The organism is Massilia sp. BSC265, from assembly GCF_000740675.1.
Classification (GTDB): Bacteria; Pseudomonadota; Gammaproteobacteria; order Burkholderiales; family Burkholderiaceae_D; genus Telluria.
In genome coordinates this window covers 648,516-663,345 of sequence record NZ_JPXI01000033.1, presented here as the reverse complement: position 1 = coordinate 663,345, position 14,830 = coordinate 648,516, and the positions used below count along the sequence as shown (strand labels likewise).

Annotated in this window: 16 protein-coding genes; 6 read left to right on the top strand and 10 right to left on the bottom strand. The window is 64.9% G+C overall.

Annotation, left to right across the window (positions count from 1 at the left end; genetic code table 11):
• From MA09_RS15110 to MA09_RS15095, 4 genes are all read right to left on the bottom strand, one after another.
• A partial coding sequence (locus MA09_RS15110) for a flagellar cap protein FliD N-terminal domain-containing protein (protein WP_307183913.1) occupies positions 1–573 on the bottom strand: 573 nt, incomplete at its 3' end.
• A gap of 181 nt (positions 574–754) precedes the next feature.
• Positions 755–1,111, bottom strand: coding sequence for a flagellar protein FlaG (locus MA09_RS15105; protein WP_036249916.1), 357 nt, complete (start codon positions 1,109–1,111; stop codon positions 755–757).
• An 87-nt stretch (positions 1,112–1,198) separates the two neighbouring features.
• A complete protein-coding gene (locus MA09_RS15100) occupies positions 1,199–2,686 on the bottom strand; it encodes a flagellin (RefSeq protein ID WP_036249914.1) in 1,488 nt (495 codons plus the stop codon).
• 404 nt (positions 2,687–3,090) lie between these two features.
• The gene (locus MA09_RS15095; RefSeq protein WP_036249911.1) at positions 3,091–4,668 is read right to left on the bottom strand and encodes a GGDEF domain-containing protein; all 1,578 of its coding nucleotides are present in this window, start codon (positions 4,666–4,668) and stop codon (positions 3,091–3,093) included.
• A 17-nt stretch (positions 4,669–4,685) separates the two neighbouring features.
• Between MA09_RS15095 and MA09_RS24645 the strand changes: the two genes are divergently transcribed.
• Positions 4,686–4,913, top strand: a complete 228-nt coding sequence (locus MA09_RS24645) for a hypothetical protein (RefSeq protein ID WP_152594665.1) — start codon at positions 4,686–4,688, stop codon at positions 4,911–4,913.
• A 40-nt stretch (positions 4,914–4,953) separates the two neighbouring features.
• Here MA09_RS24645 and MA09_RS15090 read toward each other — a convergent pair whose 3' ends face one another.
• Genes MA09_RS15090 through MA09_RS24880 form a run of 3 tightly spaced genes read right to left on the bottom strand, consistent with a single transcriptional unit; the run spans position 4,954 to position 7,245 of the window.
• Positions 4,954–5,601, bottom strand: a complete 648-nt coding sequence (locus MA09_RS15090) for a response regulator transcription factor (protein WP_036249908.1) — start codon at positions 5,599–5,601, stop codon at positions 4,954–4,956.
• Positions 5,594–7,072, bottom strand: a complete 1,479-nt coding sequence (locus MA09_RS15085) for an ATP-binding protein (RefSeq protein WP_051933468.1) — start codon at positions 7,070–7,072, stop codon at positions 5,594–5,596. Before MA09_RS15085 ends, MA09_RS15090 begins: the two co-directional genes overlap by 8 nt.
• On the bottom strand, positions 7,069–7,245 hold the full coding sequence (locus MA09_RS24880) for a hypothetical protein (RefSeq protein WP_161783227.1): 177 nt from the start codon (positions 7,243–7,245) through the stop codon (positions 7,069–7,071). The genes MA09_RS15085 and MA09_RS24880 overlap by 4 nt, the downstream gene beginning before the upstream one ends.
• 79 nt (positions 7,246–7,324) lie before the next feature.
• Between MA09_RS24880 and greB the strand changes: the two genes are divergently transcribed.
• The 3 genes from greB to MA09_RS15070 all read left to right on the top strand — a co-directional run bounded on the left by greB (position 7,325) and on the right by MA09_RS15070 (position 9,185).
• Positions 7,325–7,894, top strand: coding sequence for a transcription elongation factor GreB (gene greB, locus MA09_RS15080; protein WP_036249905.1), 570 nt, complete (start codon positions 7,325–7,327; stop codon positions 7,892–7,894).
• Positions 7,895–8,051: 157 nt separating this feature from the next.
• Positions 8,052–8,648, top strand: a complete 597-nt coding sequence (locus tag MA09_RS15075) for a biliverdin-producing heme oxygenase (protein WP_036249904.1) — start codon at positions 8,052–8,054, stop codon at positions 8,646–8,648.
• Positions 8,649–8,759: 111 nt separating this feature from the next.
• The gene (locus tag MA09_RS15070; RefSeq protein WP_036249902.1) at positions 8,760–9,185 is read left to right on the top strand and encodes a YciI family protein; all 426 of its coding nucleotides are present in this window, start codon (positions 8,760–8,762) and stop codon (positions 9,183–9,185) included.
• A gap of 6 nt (positions 9,186–9,191) precedes the next feature.
• Here MA09_RS15070 and MA09_RS24875 read toward each other — a convergent pair whose 3' ends face one another.
• Both MA09_RS24875 and MA09_RS15065 read right to left on the bottom strand, forming a co-directional pair.
• Positions 9,192–9,347 (bottom strand): hypothetical protein, encoded by a 156-nt coding sequence (locus MA09_RS24875; protein ID WP_161783226.1) that lies wholly within the window; start codon positions 9,345–9,347, stop codon positions 9,192–9,194.
• A 70-nt stretch (positions 9,348–9,417) separates the two neighbouring features.
• Entirely contained in the window at positions 9,418–9,804 is a 387-nt protein-coding gene (locus tag MA09_RS15065) for a VOC family protein (protein ID WP_036249900.1), read from the bottom strand.
• A gap of 295 nt (positions 9,805–10,099) precedes the next feature.
• On the opposite strand from MA09_RS15065, the gene MA09_RS15060 reads away from it, so the two are divergent.
• Positions 10,100–11,698 (top strand): methyl-accepting chemotaxis protein, encoded by a 1,599-nt coding sequence (locus MA09_RS15060; RefSeq protein ID WP_036249897.1) that lies wholly within the window; start codon positions 10,100–10,102, stop codon positions 11,696–11,698.
• Positions 11,699–11,803: 105 nt separating this feature from the next.
• Positions 11,804–12,370, top strand: coding sequence for a hypothetical protein (locus tag MA09_RS15055; protein ID WP_036249895.1), 567 nt, complete (start codon positions 11,804–11,806; stop codon positions 12,368–12,370).
• Between the two features lie 205 nt (positions 12,371–12,575).
• Here the strand turns inward: MA09_RS15055 and MA09_RS15050 are convergent, their stop codons facing one another.
• Entirely contained in the window at positions 12,576–14,810 is a 2,235-nt protein-coding gene (locus tag MA09_RS15050; protein WP_051933467.1) for an ATP-binding protein, read from the bottom strand.
• Between the last annotated feature and the right edge of the window lie 20 nt (positions 14,811–14,830).

The window sequence follows — 14,830 nt, the reverse complement described above, 5'->3', positions numbered from 1 at the left end:
GGTGGTGTCGCTCTTGGCATTGATCGCTTCAGCCAGCTGGGCCGCGCTGCGGGTGGACGAGCTGGTCGTGATGGCGGTGCCGTTGATCGACAGCGAGCCGTTGCTGATGCCGCTCATTGCCACCGAGGCGGGGAGGGTAGCCCCGGCAAAGCCGAAGTTCCCGCCGCTGACGCTGCCGAACTGGAACGTCAGGGTAGTCGGGGCGGCGACGCCGATGGTCGAACTCATGCTGGCGCGGCCCGCCGTGCTCAGGCTCTGGGCCGAAGCCAGTTGCGACACGTTGATCTTGTACTTGCCAGCGACGGCATCGCCGCCGGCGCTGGCGCCCAGGACGTCCCTGTTGCTCGATGCCGCGCTCAGCGCGCTGAAGGTGGAAGAAGAGTTAATGGAGGTCAGGGCGCCCTGGAAGGCGCCGACCGCTGCGCTGACTTTGCCGAGCGCGGCCATGCGAGACTGCAGTGCAGCCGCCTTCTTGTCGAAGTTGGCGAGCGGCGCCGCCTCGGCTTGCATCAGCTTGGCGACCAAGCCGGCGACGTCGAGACCGGAACCGATACCAGATGAACTGATGCCCACTTTGTTTCTCCCGTGAAAGCGATAATGTAAGTCATTATCGACAGAAGCAAACCGGACTTAAGAGTGGGAAATGCGTCCCAATTCAAATAGATGGGGGACAAGGGAATAAAGATGACAGGCGTGCAACAAGGGCGCGCACTACCTCGCGGTAAACGCGCGCCGATGCAGACTTTCAGGTCTTTCAGGCCGTCTGGCTGATCAAGAGGCCGCGCATCTTGTCGATGGATTTGGCGATCTCGAGTGCTTCGACCGATGGGATCTGGCGCACCACTTCACGGGTGCTCTGGTCGATGATCTTGACCACGATTTCCTTGCTGTCTTCGTCGATCGCGAATTCCAGGCTCTGCGAAGAAGCCTGCATGCCTGCGTTGATCTTCTTGACGGCGTCGTCGACCTGCTCGCGCGAGGGCGGGGTGGTTTCCTGTGCTTCCGGCGCTTTTGCCGCCTTGGCCGGCTGGGTGTTGAGTTGCTCGAGCGCCGCAAGCGGCCGCTCCTCCAGCCGCGCCGCCGCGGGTGAACCAAGAGATTGGATGTTCATGTGCCTTCCCTAGCAAAAAATCCTCGGCTGAATTTCTTCAGCCGAGGATGCGTTTTTTACTGCCCGGTTGGACTAACTAAGCGACGATTAACCACGCAGCAGCGACAGGACGCCGTTCGGCAGCGAATTTGCCTGGGCCAGCATCGAGGTGCCGGCTTGCTGCAGGATCTGACCGCGGGTCATCTTGGCGGTTTCTGCGGCGAAGTCGGTGTCGACGATGCGGCTGCGCGATGCCGACAGGTTCTCGGTGGTCGAAGCCAGGTTCGAGATCGCCGAATCGAAGCGCGACTGCAGTGCGCCGTATTCAGCGCGCTGGCCATTGACCTTGGACAGTGCGGCGTCGGCGACCTTGATCGCGTTCTGCGCGCCTTCGAAGGTGCTGATGTCGAGGTCAGCCACCGACTTCAGCGACGAAGCGCCAGCCAGGTTGAGGCCGATTGCAGTTGCGCCGTTGACGACCGAGAAGCTCTGTTCGGAATCCATGGTCACGCGACCGTTGGCAACGACGCCGGTGGCGCCGGCAGATGCGACGCCAGCGGCGGCGATCACATCGCCGTCGGCCTTGTATCCGCTAACGGCCATCGCCTTGCCAGTGGTTGCATCATTCTTGTTTTCGAGCTTGATGTCGTTGCCGCTTGCGTTGGTCAGCTTGACGCCGCCGTTTTTCGCGTCGTACTGGGCGGTCACGCCGGTCTTCGCGCTCTGGGCATTGAATGCGCTGACGGCGGCCGCATAGTCGTCGGCCTTGGCGCCGGTGCCGGTAATGCTGAACGAGATACGAACCGCGCTACCGTTGTCCGAGGTCAGGTCGAGTGCATATGCACCAGCCGCTGCGCCAGTCGCACCCTTGAAGTTGAGATCGGTGCGGGCGCTGGCGGTCACGCCGGTCTCGCCAGTGATGTTGTTGATCTTGGACGCGATGCTCTTGGCGGTATCGCCGGTGGCGCTGTTGATCGTTGCGCTGCCGTTGGCGCCCGAAATGGTCGCCGAGCCTGCGTTGACAATCAGGGAAGCAGGCGAGGCGGCCGGGACGACCTGGGCTGCATCCAGGCCGATCTGGTTGTTGCCATAGGTCGAGGTGGTGAAGTTCGCACCGGTCATCGAGATCAGCTGGCCCGCGTTGGCGCCGACCTGGAAGTTGGCGGTACCCATGGTGCCGTCCATCAGCTTCTGGCCGTTGAACTCGGTGGTGTTGGCGATGCGGTTCAGTTCCGAGGTCAGCTGCGTGACTTCGGTCTGCAGGGCCTTGCGGTCGCTGGTCGAGTTCGACGAGTTTGACGACTGCACTGCCAGTTCACGGATACGCTGCAGGATGTCGCCCGAGCTCGACAGGGCGCCTTCAGCGGTCTGGGCCATCGACACGCCGTCGTTCGCGTTGCGGGTGGCCTGGGTCATGCCCTTGATCTGCGAATTCATGCGGTCCGAGATGGCCAGGCCGGCAGCGTCGTCCTTCGCGCTGTTGATGCGCAGGCCCGACGACAGGCGCTGGATCGAGGTGTTCAGGGAAGCTTGCGAGGTCGACAGGTTACGCTGCGAGTTCAGGGATGCAACGTTGGTATTGATTACGGATGCCATGGTGTTTCTCCAGACTGTATTTCGGGGTGGGCCGCTGTGCCCTGTTCACTTTGGTGCGCCACGCTATTCCGTGACGATCACACCGCTGTTGATGCTGGTAACGTTCTGTACGGCAAAAACTTGATGGTGGGAATTAAAAATAAATTCGCGATTTTTCGCTCAAGTTCCCTCTAGCAACACGTTTAGACGACAGCGGAGGCACGAACTTTAGAGCGAAAAAAAATTTATTTTTCGCTCGATCTCGGTTCAAGAAGCGGGGTGGAAGGATGAAAGCTTAATAAATTGCTCATGCTCAGCGGCCAGCAGGCGCACAGGCGTGGCAGGAATGACGAGGGAGGAGGCAGGCTGCCAGATGAAGCTGCGCTTAATGAAGCTGAAAATGGTTAAGCGCAGTTAATGTTTGCTCAGGCGGCCACGACCACCCGGTTCTTGCCGCTCTGCTTGGCCTGGTACATGGCGCGGTCGGCCCGGGCCACCAGGCTGGCCTGGTCCTCGTTGGGATGGCGTAGCGCCACGCCGCAAGAGAAGGTGATCAGCATCTTCTCGTTCTCGTGCAGGAAGAAATGGCGGGTGAGCTCGCGCTGCACGCGCACCATCGCCGCCGCTGCCGCCTCCACCGGCGTTTCCGGCATCAGGATCACGAATTCCTCGCCGCCGAAGCGCGCGATCACGTCCATCGAGCGCAGGGTGTCGCGCACCACCTTGACCAGGTGCTTCAGCGCCCCGTCGCCGGCCAGGTGGCCGTAGGTGTCGTTGAGCTTCTTGAAATTGTCGAGGTCGAGGATGGCCACGCACAGCGGCGTGTTGCGGCGGTCGGCGCGCGCGCTTTCGCGCTCGAACACGTCGTCCAGGCCGCGCCGGTTCAGGCTGCCCGTGAGCTGGTCTTCGCGCACCAGCTCGCTCATGTGCTGCAGTTCCGCTTCCAGCATGCGGATACGCTCCTCGGCTTCCTGGACCTCCTTGTGCACGGCAACCATGCGGTCACGCGAGGCCAGCGCGTCGTCCTGGGCAGAACGCATCTCGCGCAGCACTTCCTCCATCACCTCGTTCAGTTCGTCGATGTTGGTGGCGCGCCCGATCCGGTCGGAATAGCCGGCCAGCCGGGCGTGGTGGTCGCCGGTCGAGGCCGCCACCGAGCCGAGGCGGTCGATGAAGGTCATCATCATGTTTTTGACGGTGGCACGCACGTCCGAGATGTTGTGGCGCAACTGGCCCTGCTTGAGGACGACGTCCTTCAGGCTGCGCGTCGCGTCTTCCAGCGAGCGCACGTCGAGCGGGCCGGATAGCAGGTCCTGCACCGCGGCGATCTGGCCGCGCATCCAGCTGTCGTCGTCGAGCAGTTCGTTGACGTTGTCGAGCAGCAGGCGGAACAGGCGCAGCAGGAGCTCCTGCTGCTCGGCGTTGTCGCCGCTGCGCAGTTCGATCTGGTAGCACAGTTGCTTGAGGCGGCCGGCCAGGTCGCCCAATTCCTCGCCGCGCGCATGCTTGACCGCGCTGCCGAGCGCTTCGGCCTCCTGCACCAGGGCTGGAGTATCGGCCAGCAGGGTGGCCAGCGCATAGGCCAGCGAGCGGCCCAGCATCTCGCGCAGCTGGCGCCCGTCCGGGTCGTCGTCGCCGAGCGTCATTACCGGCGTGTTGCGGCGCAGGTGCCGGTCGGCCACCTGGGCCAGGGCCTGGGCATAGCCGGTCCAGTCGGAGGTTTTGGCGGCGCGCAGCATGCGCCGGCCGACTTCCGACACTTCGCCTGGCGTCTCGGCCAGCCGGCGCGCGAAGCTTTCCAGCACCTCGGCCGCAGGATTGGCGCTCGGGGCGGACGGTGCAGGGGGGACGCCGGCGATCTCGTCATAGATGGCCTTGTAGGCGTCCGGCGTGGGCGCGATACGGCGCGTCGCGAGACGCCGGAAGGCCTCGCGGGCGATGTCGGCAGGATTCTGCGCGGCAGGACTCTGGCCGGTGCCGGCAGGCGGGGACGAGATTGACATGGCTGTGATGACACGAAATGCTGTTTAGCGTAATGATAAGCAGCTTTTTTGCCAAGCATCAATTAAAAAGCAGAAACAAAATGTTTTATTTCTACAGTTCTGCAACGAATGGTGAAATCGGCACGGAGCGCATGACGCTTTCCTGGGGTAGGCGGGTGATTTCGGGCAATGCTCGGAATGACAAACGCCCACGCAGTGATCGATGGCGTTTTGAAGATCGTGTCGAGTATCTTGCTGCTGGTTGAACGCGTGGGCAGGAAACCTGCCCACCCTACCAAAGCATCGCTATCCCACCAGCTGGTTGCGAATGGCGTAATGGGTCAGCTCGGCACTGTTCTTGAGCTTCATCTTCGCCAGCAGCCGCGCCCGGTACTCGCTCACCGTCTTCACCGACAGCGACAGCTCGCGCGCGATGTCGCTGACCGTCATCCCCGAGGCGATCATGGTCAGGGTCTGGTATTCGCGGTCGGACAGGCTGTCGTGCAACGGCGCCTCGTGGTCTTCGCCCACCTGGGCGGCCAGGGCCTGGGCAAGGGACGCGCTGACGTATTTCTGGCCGGCGGCCACCTGCCGGATCGCCGTTACCAGCTCGCGCGGGGCGCTCTGCTTGGTCATGTACCCGGCCGCGCCCGCCTTCAGCGAGCGGATCGCATACTGGTCTTCGCGGTGCATCGACAGCATCAGCACCGCCAGTTCGGGCTTGTCCTTCTTGATCTGCTTGAGTACGTCGATGCCGTTGCGGTCGGGCAGCGAGATGTCGAGCAGCATCACGTGCAGGCGCGCCTTGCCGACCAGCTTGATGGCGTCGAGCCCGGTTTCGGCCTCGCCCGCGACGATGATGTCGCGCTGCTCGGCCAGGATCTGCTTCAGGCCCTCGCGGACGATCGCATGGTCGTCGGCGATGAATACGCGGATGGTTGCTTTGTCACTCATTCTTGCCTAGGGTATTGCTGGATTCGGACGGTGTTGCCAGCCTGGTCTTGATAGTCACCATCGTGCCACCTCCGGGCGCGGACGACAAGGCCAGCGTTCCGCCGAAGGCCTTGGCGCGCTCGCTCATGCCGCGCAGGCCGAAGGAATGCGGCTTGAGGCGGTCGCTTGGGTTGATGCCGCGGCCGTTGTCGCAGATGGTCAGGGTCAGGTGGGCGCGCTGGCGCCGGAGCAGCACCGTCACCCGGGTGGCGCCGGCGTGCTTGGCGATGTTGGTCAGCGCTTCCTGGAAGATGCGGAACAGGGCGGTGGCATGGTCGTCGTCGAGTTCGATCTCCTCTTCGTCTTCGCCGGGGCAGCGGAAGATGCAGGTAATGCCCATCTGCTTTTCGAATTCGCGCGCCTGCCATTCGAGCGCCGCCACGATGCCGAGGTCGAGCATGGTGGGGCGCAGATCGAGCGAGATGCGGTGCACCGCTTCGATCGTGCGGTCGACCAGGTCGTCGAGGTAGTTCGCCTTTTCCAGCAGGGCCGGCTGGTTGTCGGGAAGGCGCGCGGCCAGCATGGCCAGCGCCATCTTGATGGCCGTGAGGTTGCCGCCGAGGTCGTCGTGGATCTCGCGCGCGATGCGCGCCCGCTCCTGTTCCTTGACCTGCTCGATGTGGTCGGTCAGCTCGGCCAGGCGGGCGCGCGAGCGCATGGTTTCCTGCTGCTCCTGCTTGCTGGCGCTGATGTTGGTCATGATGCCGTCCCACTGCACCGCACCGCCTTCGATCGGATGCGGGGTGGCGCGCAGGTTGATCCACTTGACGTCCTTCCAGGCGTCGATCCAGATCCGGCCTTCCCAGTTCCAGGCGCTCATGGCGGCGCGCGAGGCCGCCATCGATTCGTGCCAGCCCTTGCGGTCTTCAGGCAGGATCAGGCGCTCGAACAGGGTGGCGTCGTGCTGCAGTTCCAGCCTCGATAAGCCCAGCAGGGCGGAGCAGCCCTCGCTCAGCCAGGGGAAGTCGATGCGCCCGCCCGGGTGCAGCACGAACTGGAACACCAGCCCCGGGGTATGGCGCACGATCGCGTCGAAGCGCGCCTGCGACTGGGCCAGCGCCTGGGCGGACGCCTGTTCCATGCTGAGGTCGTCGGCGATGGCCAGCAGCAGCGAGCGGCCGTCGCGCACGATGCGCAGGAAACACAGCCGGACCGGATAGCAGCTGCCGTCGAGGCGCCGCAGCTGCGTGCGCAGGCTGACCTGGGCGCCGACTTCCTCGCCCAGCCCGGCCAGCAGGCCGGCCAGTGCGGTGCGGTCGAGGCCGGGAGCCAGCGCATGCATGTCCATCGCCCGCAATGCGGCCGCATCCATGCCGAGGTTCAGGCGCGCGGCCTGGTTGGCGTCGATCACCCGCAGAGTGGCGCCGTCGAGCAGGTAGATTTCCGAGGCGGCCGCCTGCATTTCGGCGGCCAGGGCGGGAACGGGACTCATGAAGTTTCAGTTTCTGTTTTGTCCTGGCGGCGCGTCTTCGAGCGCGTCTTGAGCCGGGCCAGCACGCGCGCGAGGTGGCCGGGCTGGCGCCCCAGGCGGCGCAGCAGCATACGCAAGCCGCGGCGCCCGGACGCGAGGGCAGCGCGCAGCCCTCGCATCAAGATCGGGGACATTTGCGGTTTTGCTCGTCTCATGCTGCGCATGATACGGCAAGCAATGCGATCCGGGTGCGGCTGCCGTTACAATAAGCTGATGAATAAGGCATTCGTAAAAGAGTCGGATAATGACGACGACGACGCGGAAGCGTTGGCACTGGCCCAGGCGATTCCCGCCGGGGCCAAGAACTACATCACTCCTGCCGGCTATAGGGCCATCAAGGACGAGCTGCTGCAGCTGATCGATGTCGAGCGGCCCGAGGTGGTGAAGGTGGTCCACTGGGCCGCCTCGAACGGCGACCGCTCGGAAAACGGTGACTATATCTACGGCAAGCGGCGCCTGCGCGAGATCGACCGCCGCATCCGCTTCCTGACCAAGCGGATGGACTCGGCCTTCGTGGTCGACCCGAGCGTGCATTACGGCAACGACCAGGTCTTCTTCGGCGCCACCGTCACCTACCTGAACAAGGCGGGCGAGGAGCACACCGTGACCATCGTCGGCATCGACGAGCTCGATCCGCTGCGCGGCAAGATCAGCTGGGTCTCGCCGGTGGCGCGCGCGCTGACCAAGGCACGCGAAGGCGATGTCATCACGCTGCAGACGCCGCTTGGTACGGACGAGCTGGAGATTCTTTCCGTCGACTATCCGGAGCCGGTGACGGACTGACAGCGTCCGGCAGGACCTCCAGGGCAAGGGATGCGGCCACCCGGCGCAGCGGCGAAGACAGTCCGATAGTACGGCGAGACGAATGCAACGCAGCAATGGGGGTTCTGCCAGGCGCTGTGGGCTGGTAAGATGGACGATTCGCCGCTTACCAAGCACCATGAACCGTTCCAACGACACCGCGCGCGACACCGACGTACTGGCCGCGTTGCGGACTGCCACTGCTTCGCGGCACGAGCGGCTCGACAGCGGCTTGCCGCTGTCCGCCCCATTCCCTTCCCTTGACGACTACGCCGCGCACCTGGCGATGGTGCGCGACTGGCTGGCGCCGCTCGAGCGCTGGCTGGGCGGCTTTGCCGACGGCCCCCATGCCGAGCCCACGCTGCCGGCGACCGGGCGCCTGGGCCTGATCCAGGCCGACCTCGCCGAGCCGGGCATGCCCGAAGTCCAGCCCCTGCGTCCCGCGGCCGACTGGCCGGAAGGCGCCAGCGCCGCCTACCGCTGGGGCGTCGCCTACGTGATCGAAGGCTCGCAGCTGGGCGGCGCCGTCCTGTACGGCAAGCTGGTTGGGCCGCTGGCGCCGCATCCCTTGCGCTACCTGCGTGGCGAAGCGGGCGGCCCGGGCCCGCGCTGGCGCGCCTTCATGCTGGCGCTGCGCGCGCGCGTCACCGGTCCGGCGCAGATCGCCGAGGCCTGCGCCGGGGCCTGCGCGGCCTTCGACGCCATCCTGGCGCTGGCACCGCCGGAAAAAAAATAAAAAATATTGGCGGGGATGTCGATTTCCCGCCACTCCGATCGTCGTAGTGTCAAATGGCGGCGATGTGATCGACGCGCCGCCCTATTCGAACCACACAAAACGGAGGATGCGATGCGATTCATGATCTTGCTGAAGGCGGACAAGCACAGCGAAGCGGGCGAGATGCCCGATGAAAAACTGCTCACGGAGATGGGGAATTTCAACGACGAGCTGATCAAGGCCGGCGTGATGGTGTCGGGCGAAGGCCTGCATCCGTCCTCGCGCGGGGCACGCGTGCACTTCGGCAAGGACGGCCTGGTGCGCGTGGTCGACGGCCCCTTTGCCGAAACCAAGGAATTGCTGGCCGGTTTCTGGATCTGGAAGCTGAAGTCGAAGGAAGAGGCGATCGAATGGGTCAAGCGCGTGCCGATGCCGATGGCGGGCGGCGAAGCCGAGATCGAGATCCGCCAGATCTTCGACATGGAAGACTTCGGCGAGGCGATGACCCCGGAACTGCGCGAGCAGGAAGAACGCCAGCGCGCCGCCCTGGCCGGGTGAGGGAGCTCAGCCGTAGGTGCGGAGGTAGGCCGCGGGGATGGTCAGTTCACCGATGATGCCCGCCATGCCGGCCAGGATGAGGCCGGAGCAGCCGTGCAGCGCCAGCAGCGCAGGCGTGGAAAGGAGCGGGCGGGGCGCCGTGGCAGGATGTCGGATGTCCATGGCACGAGGATAGGCGCAGGCAGAACCCGCGTCTTGAACGATTCCGACATCGTCGGCCACGAGCGGCCGCTTACTCTCCCGCGGGCGGCTCCCAGAGTTCGACCTTGTTGCCTTCCGGGTCGACAACCCAGCCGAACTTTCCGAATTCGGAATCGTCGGTCTTGTCCAGCACCTGGCAGCCTTCCTCGCGCAGGGCCTGCAGCAAGGCGTCCAGGTCGGCGACCCGGTAGTTGATCATGAAGTTCGCCCTGCCCGGAGCGAAGTGTCCATTGTCCGCCTGGCCGATCGACCAGATGGTGACGCCGCCGTCCGGCTTGCGCGCCTCCTCGTCCCAGGTGAAAGCGGCGCCGCCCCAGTCCAGCACGTCGACGCCGAGATGCCGCCCGTACCAGGCGCGCAGCGCCACCGGGTCTTGCGCGTGGAAGAAGATGCCGCCGATGCCTGTAACCCGCTTCATGTGATCTCCGATCTGCCGTGTGGTGAAGAGGTCAACAGTAGCATCAGGTGCTTCCTGTTTGCAAACTGAAAACGCTGGGACAACAGTCGGCAAACTGGTTTGGAAATACGTAATTTCCCTGCGTTGCGTAATTGCCTCGATGCATCTTGATTTCCCGCGCAGCAATGTTATCCTCCGCAGTGATAGTCAGTCCAATCGTCCATAGTGTGGCTTGCGCACGAGGCATCTCGTCTGCCCATGCATATTCATACGTCGCCGGCGCCGCGCGCCGTTACCATCCAGAAGGAACCCAGCAGTGAAAAACCTCAAGATCGGTGCCCGGCTGGGCATCGGCTTCGCCGTCGTCCTGTCCCTGTTGCTCGTCGTGACGCTGACCGCCCTGGCGCGCATGCAGTCGGCCGGCGACCTGACCCACCACTTGGTGAATACCAGCATCAAGAACCAGCGTAACCTGGCGGAGTGGGGCAAGCTCATCGAACTGAACAGTGCACGGATCGAAACCGTATTCGTGTCGAACGACCCGGCGGTGTACGCCGACATGGCGCAGCGCATGAAGGCCGTCTCGGCCCGCTCCACCGAGCTGCAGAACGCGATCGAAAGCTCGCTGCGCAACGAAGCGGTGAAGGAACAGTTCAAGGTCGTCAAGCAGGAGCGCATCGGCTACCTGGCGGCGCGCGACGCGCTGTTCAAGGCGAAGCTGGCGGGCGAGCACGAACTGGCGACCACGATCTACCGCGAGCAGATGGTGCCGCACACCGCGAGCTTCCAGCAAGCCGTCGCCAAGCTGGCACATATGCAGATCACCGCGGCCGACGAGGTCGCCAGCTCCATCCTCGATTCCTATGTGGGCACGCGCGTGCTGCTGGTCGCGCTGGGCATCGCCGCCATCGTCCTCGGGATCGCCTGCGCCTGGCTGATCACCCGTTCGATCACCGTGCCGATCCGCGAAGCGGTGGCCGTGGCGGAAAAGGTGGCTGCCGGCGACCTGGCCAGCCGTATCACGTCGAGCAGCCGCGACGAAACTGGCCAGCTGATGCGGGCGCTGGGCGCCATGAACGACAGCCTGGCCGGGATCGTCGGCCGCGTGCGTGCCGGCACCGGCACCATCGCCGTGGCCTCGAGCGAGATCGCAGCCGGCAACCAGGACCTGTCCGCACGTACCGAGCAGCAGGCCAGCGCCCTCGAAGAAACCGCGGCCTCGATGGAAGAACTGACCTCGACCGTGAAGCAGAACGCGGACAATGCGCGCCAGGCCAACCGCCTGGCGGGCGAGGCCGCGATGATCGCCGGCCAGGGCGGCGAGATGGTGGCCGAAGTGGTCTCGACCATGGGCGCCATCAACGAAGCCTCGCGCAAGATTGCCGACATCATCGGCGTCATCGACGGCATTGCCTTCCAGACCAACATCCTCGCGCTGAACGCGGCGGTGGAAGCGGCGCGCGCCGGCGAACAGGGCCGCGGTTTCGCGGTCGTCGCGACCGAGGTGCGCAACCTGGCCCACCGTTCGGCCACCGCCGCCAAGGAAATCAAGGCCTTGATCGATGATTCCGTGGCCAAGGTAGCGGAAGGCAGCAGCCAGGTCGACCGCACCGGCGTGACCATGAACGAGATCGTTCGCAGCATCGGGCAGGTGACCGTCATCATGAACGAGATCGCCAACGCCAGCGAAGAGCAGCGCGCCGGCATCGAGCAGGTGAACGGCGCCATCGTCGAGATGGACCGCGTCACCCAGCAGAACGCGGCGCTGGTCGAGGAAGCGGCGGCTGCGGCAATCGCCATGCAGGAGCAGGCGGCCGAGCTGTCGCAGGTGGTGGGGACCTTCCGGCTGGAGCGGGACGGGCATGAGGCGCGCCCGCTGCCCGCGGCGCGCGGGCAGCTTGCCCTCGCTGCCTAGACTCCTGACTTGCTGCGCCACGATTCCCGCGCCGGCATTTGCCAAGCGATGTGGATTGCTCCACACTGGCGCCAACTCGACAAAGGTTTCGAAAGGACGCAGCACATGGGGTATTCCATCGCCTGGATTCTGGTACGCGGCAAGTCAAAAGACGACATACTCGCCCAGCTGTCGCTGGCCGACACGGGCGAGCCCGACGAAGCGAACGAAAGCCCCGTGTCCGGGGCTGCGCTGCCCGGGGGAGCCTACCTGGTGTTCTTCAACGACATGGCGCACCCGGCCACCCAGGCCCCCAGCATGGCGCAGCTGTCGGCTGGCTGCGAGGCACTGGGCTGCCAGGTGGAAGAACACGTCATGGCCAGCGCTGCCTTCCTGTACAAGAATGGCGCCAAGGTCTGGGATGTCGTCCACCTGGCGGAAGAGGGCCTGTATCACCTCGCGGTGGACGGCACGCCGCCCCCGCTGCTCGCCACCATCCACGCCGAAATGAAGGCGACCCAGGACGAACAGGGCGGCGCCGATGCGTCGGTGGACTGCCTGTTCGAAGTGCCGCTCATGCTGGCGACGGCGCTGTGCGGCTACCGCCACGACGAGGCGGCGCTCCTGTCCGGGGAAACGCTCAGCTTTACCGAACTCGTTCCCGCCACGTCGGGCGTCCGCCGCCGCCACTGAGGCCAGCCCGATGAGAGGCGCCGCTCTTCCGTAGGGTGGGCGGGTCTCCCGCCCACGCGGTCAAATCACAGTACTGCAGCCCGTGCGATGTTTCGTATCTCAACTATCACCGCGTGGGCGTTTGTCATTCCGGGCATTGCCCGGCATTACCCCGCCCACCCTACAATTCTTCCTAACTGACAGGCATTACCCGGCTGCGGCGCTTTCAGTCGCAGATGGCCTGTCCTGCGCGTGCCTGCGCGATCTCCGCCAGGATACGGTCGAGCGCGGCAATATCGATCGGTTTCACGAAGTGATGGTCGAAGCCTGCCGCGAAGGCCATCTCCTGGTCGTGCATCTGGCCGTACCCGGTCAGCGCGACCAGCACCGCACCGGCGGTCCCGGGCAAGGCGCGCAGACGGCGGGCCAGTTCGTATCCGTCGATATCCGGCAGGCCGATGTCCAGGATGTAGAGCGGCAGCGGTTTGCGGCTGCTTTCATCCAGGGCGCTGTGGGCGTTCGCCATCACCACGACCTTGTGTCCCTTGGCTTCCAGCAGATTGGCGAGCGTGCGCGCCGCATCGACATTGTCGTCGACGATCATCAACGGAACCCGTTCCGCCTGGCCCCGGGCGGCGTCGAGCGGCACGCGGGCTTGCGCCTCTCCGGCATGCAGGGGGAGGGTGAGGGTGAAGCATGCGCCCTTGCCGATGCCTTCGCTATGCCCGCTCACCTGTCCTCCATGCAGCGTCATGATGCTGCGCACCAGTGCCAGCCCCAGGCCCAGGCCGCCCTGCGAGCGGTCGGCCGTGCGCCGTGCCTGCCTGAACAGGTCGAATACCTGGGGCAGCAGTTCAGGCTCGATGCCGAGGCCGTTGTCGGACACGGCCAGCACCAGCTGCCCCTCGCGCGTCTCGGCCGACAAGCTGACCTTGCCGCCCGGCGGCGTGTATTTCGCGGCATTGTTCAACAGGTTGACGACGACCTGGACCAGACGCTTCTTGTCGCCAAGTACGACCGCTTCCGGAGAACGCATGTCCACCACGAGCTCGTGCCTGCGCGAGTCGAGCAGCGGCTGCGCCTGTTCGACGGCGCTTGTGACGACCGCGCCGATGTTCACCGGATGCTGGTCGATCGACACCAGGCCCCGGGTCACGCGCGAGACGTCCAGCAGGTCGTGGATGAGGGATTTCAGGTGGTCGGCCTGGCGGATGATGATGTCGCCGGTGCGCTGCACGCTCGCTTCGTCCCGGCCCGGGAGCCTCAGCATATGCGCGGCCGCGACGATGGGCGCCAGCGGGTTGCGCAGTTCGTGGGCCAGCATGGCGAGGAATTCGTCCTTGGCGCTGTTCTGGTTTTCCGCGGCGCGCCTTGCCTCGCGTTCGCTGCGCAGGAGCTGTTCACGCTCCCGCTCGAGCCGCTGCCTGGCCTGGTTTTCTGCCTCGAGCTTGACGCCCGCCTCATGCAGGGCACGCTGCAGCACGTCGGCTTCGACCACGCGTGAAGGCTGGAACACGGGAATCTTCCCGTTTTCCAGGGACTTTGCGGCGTTCAGGGCAAGGTCGAAGGAACTGGTGAGCCGCCGGGCGAACAGGGCGATGCCGAGCAGGGCACTGCCCAGGGCGAACAGCAGCACGCAAGCGGCGATGAAGGTGGCCGTGCGTGCCGGCCGGTTGATGTCTTCTTCCGGGGCGGCGACGGCGACGGTCCAGTCCGCGCGTGTCGTGTGCGTGAACGTGTTGTAGGCCATGAATCCGTCGCGCGTCATGTTCTTGATCCGGCCGCTGGTGCGCTTGCGCGAGGCTTCGTACAGTTCGGGCTTGACGGGCTTGCCGACGAACTCCTTTTCGCGCAGGTTGCGGGCGATCGAGATGCCGTCATCGCCGAACACGCCTACCACCCAGGTCGGCGGCAGTTCCGCGCGATGCAGCAGGGCGGTGAGGTGGCTGACGTGGAAGGTATGCGACATCAGGAACTGGCGGCCGCCGGCGCTTTTCACGGGCAGGTTGACCGACACGACCTTCCACTTGCCGGCGCGCCCTTCGCGCAGGTTCGACACGCTCGGCTTGCCCAGTGCAATCGCCTGCGGCACCCAGGTGTTCGGGCCTTCGTCAAAGCTGGTGCCGTAGGGATGGTGCGTATGCATCAGCATGCGTCCATCGGCGTCATACAGCACCGCCCAGGAATCCGGCGAGGTGATCGTCTTGCCCATGAGCTTGTACAGGGACGGGAAATCTTCCCTGGACATCAGGTCGGTCTGGCCGATCACGCGCAGCGCGCCCTCGGCGCGGACCAGTTCCTTGTCGATCGACAGCGCGATCGACCTTGCGCGCGCTTCGACCGTCAGCAGCCGCGATTCCTTCTCCTCCTCCAGCAGGAGGTGCAGGCCCCAGGCGGACAGCGCCAGCAGCGGTACGAGGACGGTCAGGACGATCGCGGCAAGGTAGGTACGCGTCTTCATCGTGTTCTTGTTTGTTTCAT

Coding starts and splice junctions, on each gene's coding strand:
- MA09_RS15105 (WP_036249916.1), bottom strand. CDS start 1,111: ATGAACATCCAATCTCTTGGTTCACCCGCGGCGGCGCGGCTGGAGGAG.
- MA09_RS15100 (WP_036249914.1), bottom strand. CDS start 2,686: ATGGCATCCGTAATCAATACCAACGTTGCATCCCTGAACTCGCAGCGT.
- MA09_RS15095 (WP_036249911.1), bottom strand. CDS start 4,668: ATGTCAATCTCGTCCCCGCCTGCCGGCACCGGCCAGAGTCCTGCCGCG.
- MA09_RS24645 (WP_152594665.1), top strand. CDS start 4,686: ATGCTGTTTAGCGTAATGATAAGCAGCTTTTTTGCCAAGCATCAATTA.
- MA09_RS15090 (WP_036249908.1), bottom strand. CDS start 5,601: ATGAGTGACAAAGCAACCATCCGCGTATTCATCGCCGACGACCATGCG.
- MA09_RS15085 (WP_051933468.1), bottom strand. CDS start 7,072: ATGAGTCCCGTTCCCGCCCTGGCCGCCGAAATGCAGGCGGCCGCCTCG.
- MA09_RS24880 (WP_161783227.1), bottom strand. CDS start 7,245: ATGTCCCCGATCTTGATGCGAGGGCTGCGCGCTGCCCTCGCGTCCGGG.
- greB (WP_036249905.1), top strand. CDS start 7,325: ATGAATAAGGCATTCGTAAAAGAGTCGGATAATGACGACGACGACGCG.
- MA09_RS15075 (WP_036249904.1), top strand. CDS start 8,052: ATGAACCGTTCCAACGACACCGCGCGCGACACCGACGTACTGGCCGCG.
- MA09_RS15070 (WP_036249902.1), top strand. CDS start 8,760: ATGCGATTCATGATCTTGCTGAAGGCGGACAAGCACAGCGAAGCGGGC.
- MA09_RS24875 (WP_161783226.1), bottom strand. CDS start 9,347: ATGGACATCCGACATCCTGCCACGGCGCCCCGCCCGCTCCTTTCCACG.
- MA09_RS15065 (WP_036249900.1), bottom strand. CDS start 9,804: ATGAAGCGGGTTACAGGCATCGGCGGCATCTTCTTCCACGCGCAAGAC.
- MA09_RS15055 (WP_036249895.1), top strand. CDS start 11,804: ATGGGGTATTCCATCGCCTGGATTCTGGTACGCGGCAAGTCAAAAGAC.
- MA09_RS15050 (WP_051933467.1), bottom strand. CDS start 14,810: ATGAAGACGCGTACCTACCTTGCCGCGATCGTCCTGACCGTCCTCGTA.